Source organism: Acinetobacter sp. YH12045, assembly GCF_013419925.1.
GTDB lineage: Bacteria > Pseudomonadota > Gammaproteobacteria > Pseudomonadales > Moraxellaceae > Acinetobacter > Acinetobacter amyesii.
Map to the genome: position 1 here is coordinate 53116 of NZ_VOZE01000008.1, position 15748 is coordinate 68863.

General features: G+C 41.9%; 15 protein-coding genes. 5 read left to right on the top strand and 10 right to left on the bottom strand.

What is annotated here, in order from left to right; translation table 11 throughout:
- Positions 1-30: 30 nt before the first annotated feature.
- The 3 genes from tuf to rimI all read left to right on the top strand — a co-directional run bounded on the left by tuf (position 31) and on the right by rimI (position 2895).
- Entirely contained in the window at positions 31-1221 is a 1191-nt protein-coding gene (gene tuf, locus FTU02_RS11585) for an elongation factor Tu (protein ID WP_180077405.1), read from the top strand.
- A 216-nt stretch (positions 1222-1437) separates the two neighbouring features.
- Positions 1438-2319 (top strand): metal-dependent hydrolase, encoded by an 882-nt coding sequence (locus FTU02_RS11590; RefSeq protein ID WP_078193116.1) that lies wholly within the window; start codon positions 1438-1440, stop codon positions 2317-2319.
- A 117-nt stretch (positions 2320-2436) separates the two neighbouring features.
- Positions 2437-2895: a ribosomal protein S18-alanine N-acetyltransferase gene (gene rimI / locus FTU02_RS11595; RefSeq protein ID WP_111885277.1), complete on the top strand. Its 459-nt coding sequence runs from the start codon at positions 2437-2439 to the stop codon at positions 2893-2895.
- 85 nt (positions 2896-2980) lie between these two features.
- Here rimI and FTU02_RS11600 read toward each other — a convergent pair whose 3' ends face one another.
- From FTU02_RS11600 to trxB, 3 genes are all read right to left on the bottom strand, one after another.
- Positions 2981-3796 (bottom strand): arginyltransferase, encoded by an 816-nt coding sequence (locus tag FTU02_RS11600; protein ID WP_111885276.1) that lies wholly within the window; start codon positions 3794-3796, stop codon positions 2981-2983.
- Positions 3797-3817: 21 nt separating this feature from the next.
- A complete protein-coding gene (gene aat, locus FTU02_RS11605) occupies positions 3818-4549 on the bottom strand; it encodes a leucyl/phenylalanyl-tRNA--protein transferase (RefSeq protein WP_180157224.1) in 732 nt (243 codons plus the stop codon).
- Between the two features lie 111 nt (positions 4550-4660).
- Complete coding sequence (gene trxB, locus FTU02_RS11610; protein ID WP_111885274.1) at positions 4661-5614, bottom strand: thioredoxin-disulfide reductase; 954 nt, start codon at positions 5612-5614, stop codon at positions 4661-4663.
- A gap of 252 nt (positions 5615-5866) precedes the next feature.
- On the opposite strand from trxB, the gene FTU02_RS11615 reads away from it, so the two are divergent.
- The gene (locus FTU02_RS11615) at positions 5867-8980 is read left to right on the top strand and encodes a DNA translocase FtsK (RefSeq protein ID WP_180157226.1); all 3114 of its coding nucleotides are present in this window, start codon (positions 5867-5869) and stop codon (positions 8978-8980) included.
- Positions 8981-9022: 42 nt separating this feature from the next.
- Here FTU02_RS11615 and FTU02_RS11620 read toward each other — a convergent pair whose 3' ends face one another.
- On the bottom strand, positions 9023-9919 hold the full coding sequence (locus tag FTU02_RS11620) for a LysR family transcriptional regulator (protein ID WP_180157258.1): 897 nt from the start codon (positions 9917-9919) through the stop codon (positions 9023-9025).
- A gap of 104 nt (positions 9920-10023) precedes the next feature.
- Between FTU02_RS11620 and FTU02_RS11625 the strand changes: the two genes are divergently transcribed.
- Complete coding sequence (locus FTU02_RS11625; RefSeq protein ID WP_180157228.1) at positions 10024-10926, top strand: AEC family transporter; 903 nt, start codon at positions 10024-10026, stop codon at positions 10924-10926.
- An 80-nt stretch (positions 10927-11006) separates the two neighbouring features.
- Here the strand turns inward: FTU02_RS11625 and FTU02_RS11630 are convergent, their stop codons facing one another.
- From FTU02_RS11630 to FTU02_RS11655, 6 genes are all read right to left on the bottom strand, one after another.
- Positions 11007-11294, bottom strand: a complete 288-nt coding sequence (locus tag FTU02_RS11630) for a PA4642 family protein (RefSeq protein ID WP_067766167.1) — start codon at positions 11292-11294, stop codon at positions 11007-11009.
- A gap of 287 nt (positions 11295-11581) precedes the next feature.
- The gene (gene minE, locus FTU02_RS11635) at positions 11582-11854 is read right to left on the bottom strand and encodes a cell division topological specificity factor MinE (protein ID WP_078190039.1); all 273 of its coding nucleotides are present in this window, start codon (positions 11852-11854) and stop codon (positions 11582-11584) included.
- Between the two features lie 2 nt (positions 11855-11856).
- A complete protein-coding gene (gene minD, locus FTU02_RS11640; RefSeq protein ID WP_067670152.1) occupies positions 11857-12669 on the bottom strand; it encodes a septum site-determining protein MinD in 813 nt (270 codons plus the stop codon).
- Positions 12670-12734: 65 nt separating this feature from the next.
- Positions 12735-13454, bottom strand: a complete 720-nt coding sequence (gene minC, locus FTU02_RS11645; RefSeq protein WP_078193110.1) for a septum site-determining protein MinC — start codon at positions 13452-13454, stop codon at positions 12735-12737.
- A 125-nt stretch (positions 13455-13579) separates the two neighbouring features.
- On the bottom strand, positions 13580-14644 hold the full coding sequence (locus FTU02_RS11650) for a preprotein translocase subunit SecA (protein WP_373684245.1): 1065 nt from the start codon (positions 14642-14644) through the stop codon (positions 13580-13582).
- Positions 14645-14660: 16 nt separating this feature from the next.
- Positions 14661-15584 (bottom strand): acyltransferase, encoded by a 924-nt coding sequence (locus FTU02_RS11655; RefSeq protein ID WP_180157230.1) that lies wholly within the window; start codon positions 15582-15584, stop codon positions 14661-14663.
- Positions 15585-15748 lie beyond the last annotated feature (164 nt).

Below are 15748 nucleotides of genomic sequence, written 5' to 3' on the forward strand. Positions count from 1 at the left end.
CTGCATGAGTAGTTTAAAAAGGAAGATCTCATGGCTAAGGCTAAGTTCGAACGTAATAAGCCACACGTTAACGTGGGTACAATTGGTCACGTCGACCACGGTAAAACTACTTTAACAGCTGCAATTGCAACTGTATGTGCAAAAAAATTCGGTGGTGAAGCGAAAGATTACGCTGCAATCGACTCTGCACCAGAAGAAAAAGCACGTGGTATTACAATTAATACTTCACACGTAGAATACGATTCTCCAATCCGTCACTACGCTCACGTAGACTGCCCAGGTCACGCCGATTATGTTAAAAACATGATCACTGGTGCGGCTCAGATGGACGGTGCGATCCTGGTTTGTTCAGCGACTGATGGTCCTATGCCACAAACTCGTGAACACATCCTGCTTTCTCGTCAAGTAGGTGTACCTTACATTGTTGTGTTCTTGAACAAATGTGACATCGTTGATGATGAAGAGCTAATTGAACTAGTAGAAATGGAAGTTCGTGAACTTCTTTCTACTTATGACTTCCCAGGCGACGACACTCCAGTAATCCGTGGTTCTGCTCTTGCAGCGCTTAATGGTGAAGCTGGTCAATACGGCGAAGATGCTGTAGTTGCTCTTGTTGAAGCTCTAGACTCTTACATCCCAGAACCAGAACGTGCTATCGACCAAGCATTCCTTATGCCAATCGAAGACGTATTCTCAATTTCAGGTCGTGGTACAGTAGTAACTGGCCGTGTTGAAACTGGTATCGTGAAAGTAGGCGAAGAAGTTGAAATCGTTGGTATTAAAGATACAGTTAAAACAACTGTAACTGGCGTAGAAATGTTCCGTAAACTTCTTGACGAAGGTCGTGCGGGCGAGAACTGTGGTGTTCTTCTACGTGGTACTAAACGTGAAGACGTTCAACGTGGTCAAGTACTTGCTAAACCAGGTACAATCAAACCGCATACTAAATTCGACGCAGAAGTATATGTACTTTCTAAAGACGAAGGTGGCCGTCATACTCCATTCCTTAACGGTTACCGTCCACAGTTCTACTTCCGTACAACTGACGTAACTGGTGCGATCTCGCTTAAAGAAGGCGTTGAAATGGTTATGCCTGGTGACAACGTAGAAATGTCAGTAGAATTAATCCACCCAATCGCAATGGACGCTGGCTTACGCTTTGCGATCCGTGAAGGTGGTCGTACAGTTGGTGCGGGTGTAGTTTCTAAAGTAACTGCATAATCACTAAATGTGTGAAAAAAAGCGCCTCTTTGAGGCGCTTTTTTTTATGCTTATTCAATGTGATAGGGAAATTGTCTGACAATATTTTTTAAAGCTGTCCTTTAGTGATAATTCACTGTCCTTAACTGAAATAATTACGTGTCAATAAAACCGTAATATGAACTCAAGAAAACCAATAAAAGTTTGAGTATTTCATAACTCAAAAAGGAGTTAGGCATGAACGCTAAAGTAAAGATTACTAATCGAGCAGGTGCAAGTTTCCCTGTACGTCGCATGAATTTTGATTTTGATGCGGTACCAGAGTACTGGATGAATGGCTCAGCAGGTTTGACACATTTTATGACCGCATTGTCTGCTTTATTTCCCGCGGGTGAAATGTTCTTTATTGATAGTGTGCGTGCAGTACGTAAACACCCCGCGATCGCAAATAATGAAGCCCTACAAAAAGAAATTAGTGCTTTCATTGGTCAAGAAGCAATGCATACGCAAGAGCATGAGGGTTTTAATGCTTCTGCACAAAAATACGGTCATGATGTCGAAACACTTGATAAGGCAACGGGTCGTGTTATCCAAGGTGTGCGTAAAGTCTTTGCACGGATTGGTAAACCTGTTGGTATTACTCAAGAAATGGTGGATCTTACTGCAACTACGGCACTTGAGCATTTCACTGCAACAATTGCTTCACAGTTATTGGTAAACCCACATATTCAAGCCTTGATGACTGATGAAACCATGAAAAATATGTGGTTATGGCATGCGATTGAAGAAAATGAGCATAAAGCCGTAGCTTATGATGTATTTGAAGGTGTCTTTGGTCAGGGAATAAAGGCCTACGCACTCCGTACAGGTTCATTGATTGGCGCAATGGTGACTTTATTCTTCGTACAAAGTTATTTTGTCGCTCGTTTATTAAAAGAAGATAACAAGCTTAATTTTGAAGCATTAAAAGATATTTATACCTATGGTTATAGCCCTTCAAAAGGCATCATCACTGGTATGGGTAAAGAAATGTTGATGTATTTTAAACCTGGTTTTCACCCGAATGATTTAGATACTTCAGGTTTGTTAAAAACGTGGAAAGCATATTTGGGTCTCTAATCACAGCGCTGTGGTGACTTTTTCAGAAGGGCGATGTAAATCGCTCTTTTTTTTATTCAACTTTAGAAGCAAACTTTTTATAATGCGCATACCCTAGCTATAGAAAGATAAACGAAGATGATTCGTTTGATGCAAGACGCTGATGTCCAGCAGGTTTACGATATCGAGCGCCGCGTACAAAGCCATCCTTGGACCATAAAACAATTTCAAGAATCGATTGCTGCCTATCAAAGTACGGTGATTGAGCGACAAGGAAAAGTTGTAGGTTTTTGCATTTTACAACCCGTTTTAGATGAAGCAAATTTATTGTTAATGGCGATCGATCCGAGCCAGCAAGGCAAAGGATTAGGTTTTCAATTACTCGATGAATCTATTGCCTTACTCAAAAATAACCCCATTCAAATCTTCTTAGAAGTGCGAGAAGGTAATCAACCAGCGATCCGTTTATATGAAAAAGCGGATTTTCATCAAATCGATTTGCGAAAGAATTATTATCCAAATGCCGATGGAACTCGTGAGCACGCCATTATTATGGTGAAGACTTGTGGTGATGATTTTGCAGCTTTATTTAAATAAAAGCGGTGAAGAGTGATCAAATTTAAAGAAAGCATTCGTGAATAAACGGATGCTATTTTATTGAATATCTTTTGTTTGATCCTTTTTATTTAATAATAGGATTGTTCCAGCCGGAAGGTAAGGTGGTCATCAGGGAATCCCCCAGTTGGCTAATTTCTTCTTGGGTCAGTGGTCGGTTGAGTCGACGCCATTGTCCATCAAGCAGAAGTTCCAGTGGAATGTACTGAGATTTATAATTCATTTTTTGCGAATCGGGCACCCAATAGCCCAAGTAGACATATTGCAGTCCAAGCTTTTGTGCATGCTCAATTTGTTTCAGAATGGCAAAAGTACCTAGTGAGCGACGGCTTTCATCAGGATCAAAAAAGGTATATACCGCTGAAATACCATCATCAAGTGGATCACAGGTAGATACACTGATTAGTTGCTCATCCAACCATAGCTCTAAAAAGAAACTGTCAGTGCAGCTATTAATTAAAAATTTTTCAAATTGATCTTGGCTAGGTGGGTACATATCACCATCAGCATGTCGTTCATTGATGTAGCGTTCATACAAGGCATAATGCATTGCATCGGCATCTTGAGGACGGCAAATTTTCACCGTTAAATCTTGATTCCGTTTCCACGCTTTTTTTTGCACGCTGTTCATTTGAAATTCATGAACAGGAACGCGAGAGGATAGACATTGACGACAAAGATGACATTCAGGGCGGTAGACAAAATCCCCACTACGACGAAAACCCATGCGGGAAAGTTCAGATAACGTGACCACATCAATACGATGGACAGGATCAAGAAAGACCATCCGGGCAGATTTATTTTCTAAGTAGCTACAATCATGCGGAGGCGTGATGTAGTACTGTAATTCGTTCAACAGGGACTTCGGTTGATAGGAATTCATCGTAATATCCCTCTTTTATTGTCATGCGCTGAGACTTGCCCATTGCGCTATTGTTTTACTTGAAAATACACTGTCCTGATACTTTTTCCAATCGATAGAGGGTTGTTTCACAACATCTTGTAACGAATTAAGGTATTGTTGGCGAGAAAGTGTACTCGCACCTAAGCTTAAGAGGTGATCGTTGACCAATTGGCAATCGATCCATGGGAGCTGACTCTCTTGCCCGATGAGCATTAAGGTGTAAAACGCCATTTTAGAGACATCTGTTCGTGTACTAAACATAGACTCGCCAAAGCAGCCATGACCAATATTAACGCCATAGAGGCCACCGACAACGATCTCGTTTTCCCAAACTTCAATGCTATAAGCATAGCCTGCGTCAAACAGCGCAGAATATCCCTGAATAATATCTTCTGAAATCCATGTTTCATTGGCATAACTACGCGGCAGTGAACATGAGCGAATCACAGTTTCAAACGCATGATTAATGGTGATCTTATAGTCCATTTTTTTCATGCTGCGTAATAACGATTTGCTTGGATGATAGTCCTGCGGTTGAATAATGCAGCGGGGTTCAGGACACCACCAACAAATCGGATCACCTTCACTGAACCATGGGAAAAGACCGTGACTATAGGCTTCAAACAGTGTGGAAGGGGAGAGGTCAGCACCGATGCAAATTAAGCCTTCACCTTCGGGATCGCATTCAACAGGATCGGGGAAAGTAAATTCAGAAGGAGGGAGTATCGGCATGCCAAGCTTCTTATTGAGGTACACGGATATTTATCATACATAAAAAAGCCGACCATCAGGTCGGCTAATTTTTTAAAATTATTTAGCTAAGCAAATGAATGAAGCAAAAGATTATTCGCCGAGTGCATCAAGGTATTTTTCAGCATCGAGTGCAGCCATACAGCCTGAACCTGCAGAAGTAATCGCTTGACGGTAGATACTATCGGCAATATCACCCGCAGCAAATACACCCGGAATAGACGTTTGTGTTGCGTTACCCGCTGTGCCACTTTGAACTTGGATGTAGCCGTCACGTAAGTTTAATTGGCCTTCAAAAATACCGCTGTTTGGTTTGTGACCAATCGCCACGAACATACCAGTGACATCAACATTTTGAGTTGAATCATCTTGCGTAGATTTAATACGTACAGAAGTCACACCCGTCGTATCACCAATCACTTCATCCACTTGGTGATTCCAGATGATGCTGATTTTACCTTCTTTTTCTTTTGCAAAAAGATGATCTTGCAGAATTTTCTCTGATCGTAAAGTGTCGCGACGGTGTACAAGAGTGACATGAGAAGCAATGTTTGAAAGATAAAGCGCTTCTTCCACAGCAGTATTACCGCCGCCGACAACCATAACTTTTTGGTTTTTGTAGAAGAACCCGTCACATGTTGCACATGCACTCACGCCTTGACCCATGAAAGCAGCTTCTGATTCAAGACCTAAATATTGTGCAGTTGCACCTGTACAAATAATCAATGCATCACAAGTAAACTCTTCCATATCGCCTTTAAGCACGAACGGACGAACATTGAGGTCCACTTCGTTGATATGGTCATACACAATTTCTGTACCAAAACGTTCAGCATGAGCTTGCATTTGTTCCATTAGGGCAGGGCCTGTTAAACCTTCTGCACCACCTGGCCAGTTGTCTACTTCTGTCGTTGTAGTCAATTGACCGCCTAATTGAATACCTGCGATGAGTGTCGGTTTCAGGTTCGCACGGGCAGCGTATACCGCAGCGCTATAACCTGCAGGACCAGAACCTAAAATAATTAGACGTGAGTGACGAGCGCTCATCCGTAGAATCCTTTTTTTATATGATAATTTGTGGAATTATACGTCAAAGTTTGAAACGATTGTGTGAGATTAAAGTCGATATTATTGATCATCGAAATCGTTTTGAGCTATATACAATAAAGTTAACAACTATACTTAAATTATCTTGCATCTTTTTTATTGAACAGGTGCATAATAACAGGTTTAGATTCAGCCCATTTTGTTGTGGGTAATGACAAAAACATTCATGAAGAATTGGTTACAGGAACGTATATGACAGCGGTGTCGGGTGCATATGCACAGCGCTTAATAATGACATTATTCCTTGTTTCATTTGGGATATATCTGTTCCTTGCAACAGTCACATATACGCCATTTGATCCGGGATGGATGCATTTATCCAGTGATACTCAGCAAGTTTCAAATGCCAGCGGCGTCGCAGGTGCATGGATAGCTGACTTACTCTATGGATTTTTAGGTTGGGCAAGTCTGCTGATACCTGTCTATTTATTTCTCGAAGCAATTCAAGTATGGTGGCCACGTAGTTTTCTAAACCGTCCATTTCGCTATGCCGCTCAGTTCTTTATTTTACTGGCAACTTCAAGTTTACTTTTCCTATTTTGGAACGTCCCTGAAGATACCTTAGAAAATGCATCGGGCGGGATCATTGGCTATGAACTGGGTCAAAGTCTTGAACAAATTTTAACGGTCTATGGTGCAGCAGTATTTCTCATTGCATTTTGGATCATGTTGTTCACTTTGGCCTTTGGTATCAAGTGGAATAAGACATGGGCAACCATGAAGTCCACACCGGCTTATCTCCAAGATTTGTTCTATCGCAATGTCCCAGAAGGAGATACTGCTTTTGACCGTACCGTACCATCTACTAAAAAAGGCAGTGTGATTACTAATGTATCAAAAGTGATTGCACCAGTCACACCCGCCCATGAGCATCATGCTGTAGAGGTTGACCCTGTAGTACGTGATCGTGTTGCTGAGCGTTTATTTGATGATATTGCTGATAAAGAATGTGCAGACAAAGAAGGCAATGCACAGCATTTATCTACGGTAAATTCGCCGGAGACTGCTACACCATCCGATGAAGATTTTGAACATACTTTGGCGAAAGTGCGTCAGCTTGAGCAAGATCAACAACGTGTTGTTGCGACGGGAGAGGTTTGGCGTGCCTTGCATTCAAATGATGACCAACGGCACAAACAAGATATTGATGCTTTACTGAAAGCTGCAGAAGAAGAGCAGCCTGCCAATCAAACTGAATATTTCAACAAAACAGCAGATGTGCATTCGACTTCTCCGACAGAAGCGGCGCCAGCGGCTAAAAAATCAGTGGATTGGGATGATGATGAAATCTTCGATGAGCTGTTAGCGGCTGTCCCAAATAGTAAAACAGCGACGGATGTGCATAGTCCATTTAATACAGCGCAAAATGAAAGTCCAGCAACGCATTCAAATGAATTTGCTACAGGTGCTGCTGCCACAGTTGCAGGTTTAGGTGTAGCAGCTGCACAGATTACACCGCTGACCACACCGAAAAATATCAGTGCTGAAACTGAATTTAATGATCTCGATGATTTGCTGGTTGAAGAAGCAGAGCGAGCGATAGAACAGGCGCAGCCGGTTCGCACAACCAGTAGTTATGCGCAATCTACACCTTTGGTTCGTGCTGAAATCAATACGCAGCCGCAGACTTTTGTGTCTGATGATGAAAAAGCCTTAATCAGCTCGAATAAAGATGCTTTCCGTGAAGTGTGGCAAGAAACGGCGGGCAAACCTGAAGACATCGATTTAGATTTCGAAGATGATTTTGACTTTGATGCGCCTTTAACTGATGCCTCTGGTCGTCCTATGTCACGTGCGATGCAAGTGGCACAAAAACGCTTGGATTTACCGACTTTGCCGGGCTTGGAAATCTTAGATCCGGTTGATCCGAATAAGAAAGTCAATTTCACTGCAGAGCAATTGTCTCGCTTGTCTGAACTTTTAGAAATTAAACTGCAAGAGTTTAATGTCAAAGCCAAAGTTGTAGAGGCACAGCCGGGACCAGTCGTAACACGTTTTGAACTTGACTTGGCACCTGGTGTGAAAGCGTCTAAAGTCACCAATATTTCACGTGACTTGGCGCGTTCGATGTCTATGGCTTCTGTACGTGTGGTGGAAGTGATTCCGGGTAAACCGTATATCGGGATTGAAGTCCCAAATAGTTCACGTGAAATGGTTCGTCTTATTGAACTGTTAGAAACACCTGCATACCGTGATCCAAATGCCTTACTCAGTATGGCGATGGGTAAAGATATTTCCGGTAATCCTGTCTTGGCCGATTTGGCGAAAGCACCGCATATGTTGGTGGCAGGTACTACAGGTTCTGGTAAGTCAGTCGCAGTCAATGCCATGTTGCTATCGATGTTGTTGAAATATACACCTGAGCAACTGCGACTCATCATGATTGACCCGAAACAGTTGGAACTTGCCAACTATAACGATATTCCACATTTGTTAACGCCTGTTGTAACCGACATGAAAGATGCGGTGAGTGCATTGAACTGGTGTGTGAATGAAATGGAACGTCGTTATAAGCTGATGTCTTTGATGAAAGTGCGTAAGCTGACTGACTTTAACCGCAAAATTGAAGAAGCAATGGCCAATGGTGAAGATCTCATCGATCCAACTTGGAAGCCAGATGACTCTGCAACGCAAAGTCGTGCCCCACGTTTACAGCCGATGCCGTTGATCGTAATTGTTGCCGACGAATTTGCAGATATGATCATGCAAGTGGGTAAAAAAGCCGAAGAAATGATTACCCGTCTTGCACAAAAATCACGTGCGGCAGGGATTCATTTGCTGTTGGCGACACAGCGTCCAACCGTAGATGTGGTGACAGGTTTGATCAAAGCCAATATTCCAACCCGTGCTGCGTTACGTGTGAACAGTAAACTGGATTCACGTACTATCTTAGATGCTGGTGGTGCGGAAGACTTACTGGGTCATGGTGATATGTTATTCCTCGGACCGGGTAAAATTGAACCTGAACGAGTACATGGCGCGTTTATTTCAGACGATGAAGTGAACCGTATTTGTGATGCATGGCGTGAGCGCGGTGAACCGAATTATGTCGATGAGATCCTCACGCCTTATGATGAAGAGCCGACATCTCGCGGTTTTGAAGATGGTGATGGTGGATCAGACCGTGATGCGCTGTATGATCAATGTGTTAGTTTCGTTTTGGAAACACGTAAAGCATCGACTTCATCTTTACAGCGTAAATTCAGTCTCGGCTATAACCGTGCTGCACGGATTATTGATCAGATGGAAGAAAATGGCATCGTCAGTGGGATGGGGCCAAATGGTAAACGAGATATCTTGGTCTAAGTCCTAAAACAAAAAACCTGCTTCGGCAGGTTTTTTTTATTTTTAGATTGAGAACTCTTCTTGGTAAAACATGGATTGGGCCAATTCGATAAAGGCTTTGCAGGCAGGGCTCATGAGTTTTTGATTTTTTACGGCGAGTCCAATCTGCCGTTGCGTATTAGGTGAAAGTGGACGTTTCACCACATGCGGATGTAAAGCTAATAATTCTTTGGGCATAGCCATATCTGCAACGATAGCGATACCTTCTTGTAAATTCACCATATTTAAAATGGTTAAAAGTTGCGACATTTGATAGGTGATTTTGGGTTGAATTTGATGTTGTTGCAGTAACTTTTCCACATGAGACTGACTACCTGCACGGGTCATGATAAAGGGGTAGTTTTGCAGGTCTTGGATATTTAAATGACTGTGTTTGGAAACTGAATAACTATCTGGAATCAAGGCAATGAAAATATCTTGAATTAACGGGAAAGTGAACAGCTGTGGCTTAGGGAGTACGGCAAAACCAACATCAATCTGACGCTCAGAAATCCAACGAGATACTTCTGCATCGGTACCTTCTTCGACATAGATCTCAATGTGCGGATAACGCTCACGATACGCTTTGAGCAGCTCTGGAAGCAGATGAATCGAACTAGAAGAACCAAAAGAGCCAATTCTCAGCGTTCCTTGTTGAATACCATGTGCGGCATGCACTTCTTGCTGCATGATTTGTGCAGTATTGATGACTTCTTTGGCATGCAGCAATAACTGCTGACCGATATGAGTCAGGCTAATTTCGCCTTGTTCACGGCTAAATAAACTGACATTCCAATGTTGCTCTAAACACTTTAGGGCATGAGAGACAGCTGACTGAGTAATTCCCAGCTGTCGAGCAGCGAGAGTAAAGCTTTGTTGTTCTGCGACTTTAATAAAAATTTCAAGCTGAGAAAATGTCATTGCCATGAGTAATTACTCATTTTGTTATGAGTCTAGATGAGGATTATATTGTGCTACATAAATGGTTAAAGTTGAAATAGCTTGTTTATTTCAAGGCGTACAGCATGAATATCGTCGTCGCATTGTTTCCCCTCGTTGCATTAATCGCGATGGGCTATGTGCTTAAATACACACAGTTTGTTCAGGATGAGTTTTGGGCAAATTCAGAAAAACTCAATTATTACGTTTTATTTCCTGTGCTGCTTTTTTTGAATGTATCAGCCGTGCAATTGGATATGAACACTGTTTCACGAATGTTGACAGTACTGGTTGCGGGCACCTGTTTGATCAGCATCGTGTTGTGGGGGATCAAGCAGTTTATGCATATCCCCGTGCAGCGTTTTGGTGTGTATATCCAAAGTCATATCCGATTTAATACCTATATTGGTTTGTCGCTCATGGGCGCTTTATTTGGCTCTACAGGCATGCAGATGTTTGCCATGTTAATTGCCGTTGCAGTGCCCTTAGTCAATATTATTTCAGTCTTGGCGTTTTCAAATTTAAGCCTGAAGCAATTGGGGCAGACCAGTCAGTCCATCGCAAAAAATCCCTTAATTTTAGGCTGTGTGGCAGGGGTATTGTTTAATTTATCAGGCTTGAGTCTGTTTAAAGACTTACCTGAATTATTAAAAATATTGGCAGCCATGAGTTTACCGCTCGGACTACTTTCCGTTGGGGCAGCATTACAGTTTCAGCAAATGCGCGCCGATCTACGTCGTTTAAGTTTAAATACGATAGGGCGTCTCATGTTAATGCCATGTATTGCTTATCTATTGAGTACATGGATGGGTTTGACTGATTTTGAGCGGATGATTTTAGTGGTCTTTTTTGCTTTGCCGACGGCATCATCGTCTTATATTTTGACACGCTATTATCGGGGCGATTCACAACTGATGGCGGCGATTATTAGTGTACAAACCATTGGTTTTGGCTTGATGTTTCCATTGCTCATGTTGATCGTGCATTGATCATGATGATATTCAATAACGCCGATTTTAAATCTGATAAAAAAGCCCGCATCATGCGGGCTTTTTTTTGGTACTCGAAATTAAGCAAATTTTGCCAATACTTCGAGGAAACCTGCGCTTTGACGTGGGTATTGAGCAATTACGTCATGAATACGCTGACCTTCAGGATTAGTTGCGTTCACATCACGGCCATCGGCAACGAATTGAGTCAAAAGACGCTCATAGTCATTTGGACGCATATGTTTGAAAGCATGGTAAAGCACGTGAAAGTCGCCATTCACTCCTTCAGGAGGAAGCTGAGTAAGGTAGGCAAATACACGCTCATCTGACCATTCTTCGTTGAACGTTGCTGGCTGAGATAATGCCATCGCAATCTCCTTGCTGGTTTAAAAATACAAAAAGGCAAAAATGAGTACGCAAGTAAAATGGTTTTATTCGCCATCTCTAAGTTAAGCGACTCATTTTATGGTTGGATCTAAAGTTATTTTTTTATCCCGTTTACTCGAAGCAAAGCTTTTGATCTAACAAAGGAATAAAACTAATCCAGCCCACTCGAAGCAAAGCTTCTCATCTTGCGGCTGGGTAAAGCAGCGCTTTACTGATCCAGCCTCACATTTTGCCTTGATTCAATTTACTTGGCTAATCAGAATTCAGATTAACGTTCTTCAGGCAAATTGATATTCATTTCAAGCATTTCAATATTCGCTTCAGAACGAACAGACATTTGAATATGTTGCTCATCTACACCACGAACATAGCGGTTTACCACTTGCATGATTTCTTTTTTCATCATGTCGATCTTGTCTTGGCTGAGGCGTTTACCTAGACCATTTTCAGATGCCACGATGACTTTTAAACGATCTTTTGCCGTTTGTGCGCTTGACGGTTTCTCGTCGCTGCTAAAAAGTTTGCTCCAGAATCCTGCCATGATTACGCTCCAAATAGACGTGCTAACCAACCCTTAGGTTTTACCGTAATGTGACGGTAAGGGCGCTCTTCACCAAGGAAACGTGCAACAAGGTCATCATACGCTTGGCCAGCCGCTTCTTCTGTAAACAGAATCACTGGTTTACCTTCGTTCGATGCTTGTAGAACGCTTTTACATTCAGGAATAACACCTAAAGTCGGAACGCGTAAAATATCTTTTGAAATGTCATCAATCGTCAACATCTCTTGTTTATCCGCACGTTCTGGATTGAAACGTGTAATACAGAGATGCTTACGGATACGACCTTCGTTTTGTTCTACTTTTTTGGTTTTGCTGTCGAGCATACCAATAATACGGTCAGAGTCACGTACTGAAGAAATTTCTGGGTTCGTCACAATGATCGCTTCATCAGCATGATACATTGCTAAAATTGCACCACGTTCGATACCCGCAGGTGAGTCACAAATAATGTAATCAAACTCTTGAGAAAGTTCGTCCATCACTCGTGCTACACCTTCATCTGTTAACGCGTCTTTATCACGTGTTTGAGATGCTGGCAAAATGTAGAGATTTTCAATATCTTTATCGCGAATAAGCGCTTGTTGTAATCGAGCTTCGTTATTCAATACGTTTACAAAGTCATATACAACGCGGCGTTCACAGCCCATGATCAAGTCAAGGTTACGTAAACCCACATCAAAGTCGATCACAACAGTTTTGTGGCCGCGAAGGGCTAAACCTGTTGCAAAAGATGCGCTTGTAGTTGTTTTACCTACGCCACCTTTACCTGATGTTACGACAACAATTTTCGCCACCGAATCCACTCCTGTTATGGTTTAAATCCCCTTTTTTAATTAGGGGTTTGGTGATTATTTATACATTAAAATTGCAAAGCTTCAAATACTAGCTCTTGCTGGTCATTCAAATAAATATGTACTGGCTGTTTGACCACATGAGGTGGAATGTCATCAGCGACACAGTAAGTCCCTGCAATTGAAACCAATTCAGCTTCTAATGAATGGCAGAAAATACGTGCAGCCGTGTTCCCACCAGCTCCGGCAATGACTCTACCACGAGCACTACCATAAATATGTATATTTCCTGAAGCAATTACTTCTGAACCACTATTAATCCCAGCATTAATAATGATATCGCCATGGTCTTGGACTAAACATTGACCTGTACGCAAGATTTCATTGTGATACGACGTGGCATGACGAATGGTTGGTACTTCGACTGCAGCAATTTTATCTTCGGTTTTTTCTTCTGCAGGCGCGGGCTCTTCAACCACTTGTTCGCGTGTCGGTTTAACTTGTTGTAGTTTGCGATCCGCAGGAACTACGGGAAATTGGATAGCACGTGCTTGGTCCGATAGCGGACCCTCAGTGACACCAATTGGTTGAATTTCAATACTAATAAGCAGTTGAATCAGTGCAATTAGTTCTTGATCAACCGTACTTTCAATCACGGCTAATGTTCCGGGTGGAAAAGCCTTTTGGAACATTGGAGTAAGTTGCTGGCGGATCGCATCATGATCATTGGTATCGAGGTGAATGCGAATCGCATTGACCATTTTGCCTTTTATCCGTATATCAGCCATATTGAATCCTTGAGACTTCTAACTATTACTTTTGTGCCGAAGTAGTTATGTTGTAAATAGAGCAAATCCTAGAACAATTTTCATGAATACTCTAGCGGAGTTCACAATTATTTTTGACTGAGTGTTTATTCTGTAGCTTGGTCCTGTTCCTGCATAATCTGCTGCCACTGTTTTACTTTCACTTGCTTACGAATGGCTTCTAGACTTTCAAAAACCGCAGAGCGAACCAACTCATCCAGCTGGGCATTATTTTCGATTTCAATACGGCTAATACGCTGTGAAATGTCTAAATATAGATTGGGTTTCTGAGCCGTCGATGTATTGGGATAAGCCAATGGGGAAATTAAACCATGGGTAATATTTTCGCCCAAACGTTGCCCAATACTTTGAATCTGCTGTTCAATGCGGCTGCCAACGATCGGCACTAAGCGCAATAGCTGCGTGAGTTCAGGGGTATCTTCGATGGCCTGGCTGACAATCTGTCCGACATTCTTGGCGATCAATTCACGTTCAGCACGGAGCTCTTTGCTTAAATTTTCTTGCAAAATTTCGGCCAAGACTTGGGTGAATAATTCGCGGTGATGCTGAACGACATTGCTAATCAAATCTTTATGTGTGGTACTGGTGTTTAACTCATGTCTAACCCCATCGAGTACGGTGAGTACCACTCGATCAGACAATTCTTCCATCACCACACGATAATAAAACAAAGCTTTCTTTTGCCATGCCGATGGTACGATCTGATAACCCATTTCATATAGTCGATACGCAATCACGCCCGCACGAAATAAACGAAGGAAACGTAAATGCGGCACAATGGCTAAAATTTCGTACCAATGAATAAACGGGAAGAAGAACCAGCGCTGATGGTGCTTGTTGATGATAGCAATCGCCCAACGCACCAACAGTTCTACAATCAAAAAGATAATAAACCACGCTTCGGTGGTAATCACCCATGGATGCAAATGTTCACGGTAAAAACTCAGCACATCGGGCAGGTGGATACTGTTAAAGAACCAACTGCCAAGATTGCTCATGAGGAAAAAGTTCATGCACAGGCAGAACAAGTTAAAAACAATAATAAACACCATGAAAATGTCATAAATCAAAAACAGTTTGAATGACCAACTGTTTGGATTGACATGATGATATTTAGATTTCTTGTTTTGCGGCATGCTGTTCTGCGACATAAAAACTTCTTCTTAATTATTCAGTAACTGAGTATTTAGCTTTCATACGAGTAATGAGTTGGTCTTTCTCCGTCCACAGCTCATCTACCCAATGCTGAAATTTTTCACGGAATTCTGCATCATCTTCATAGTTGCCGCCATGCACCCACGTTGGAATTTCAATTTTACGTAAATCCACGGCTATGCGTGGAACTTCACCGAGCCAAAATTCGCCATAACCTGGTGCACCATTTGGATAGACGATGGTCATATCTACGAGAGCATCAACTTGATCCCCTAAAATATTGAGTGCCAGTGCTAAACCACCCGCTTTCGGCTTTAGAAGGTTTTGATACGGCGACTGCTGCTGCGCATGCTTTTCAGGGGTAAAGCGAGTGCCTTCCAAATAGTTCAGCAGGGTAAAAGGTTGGCTTAATAACTGTTCACAAGATTTACGCGCTTCTTCCATATCTCGATATTTAAGTTCAGGATTTTTCGCGATTTGTTCTTTGCTGTGTCGTTTCATCATTGGAAAGCCTAAAATTTTAAAAGCTTGTCCAACAAATGGAATGAAAATGAGTTCCCATTTGGTAAAGAAACGCGTCAGTGGCATACGGGTTAAACCAAAATATTGGTTAACTGTTGTATCGACCCAACTCTGATGATTACAGGTCATGAGATAGCGACCCTGCAAATTTAAGTCGAGGCCTTCATCGATGGTGATATCCCATTTTGTGTTGGGTAAAACGTGATCAATTAACCAGTTATTGACCATGAGCCAACTGTTGGTAATTTTTATGTTGGTTTCATCAACCTTTTTTGATTTTTTAAAGAGTTTGGTTAGACCAAGGGCTAGTACAGGAGGACCATGGAAAAAAGTACTGCCTGTCATAACTGAACCGACGGTAAGTCCTTTGCTAATTTTTTTTAGTGTCGGTTGCTTATTTGTTTGAGATGACATATAAAAAGTCCTAGCGGAAATTGTCCAAATAATGATTGATTCTAATAAATATAGTTCGAGTTGATTAAATAAAAAAGGGCATCTGCAGAACTGTGAAGAAATTGTGATGGAATTAACAAATAAATCTCGTATTCATATTACAAATTGTAACTAAACGTTTTATT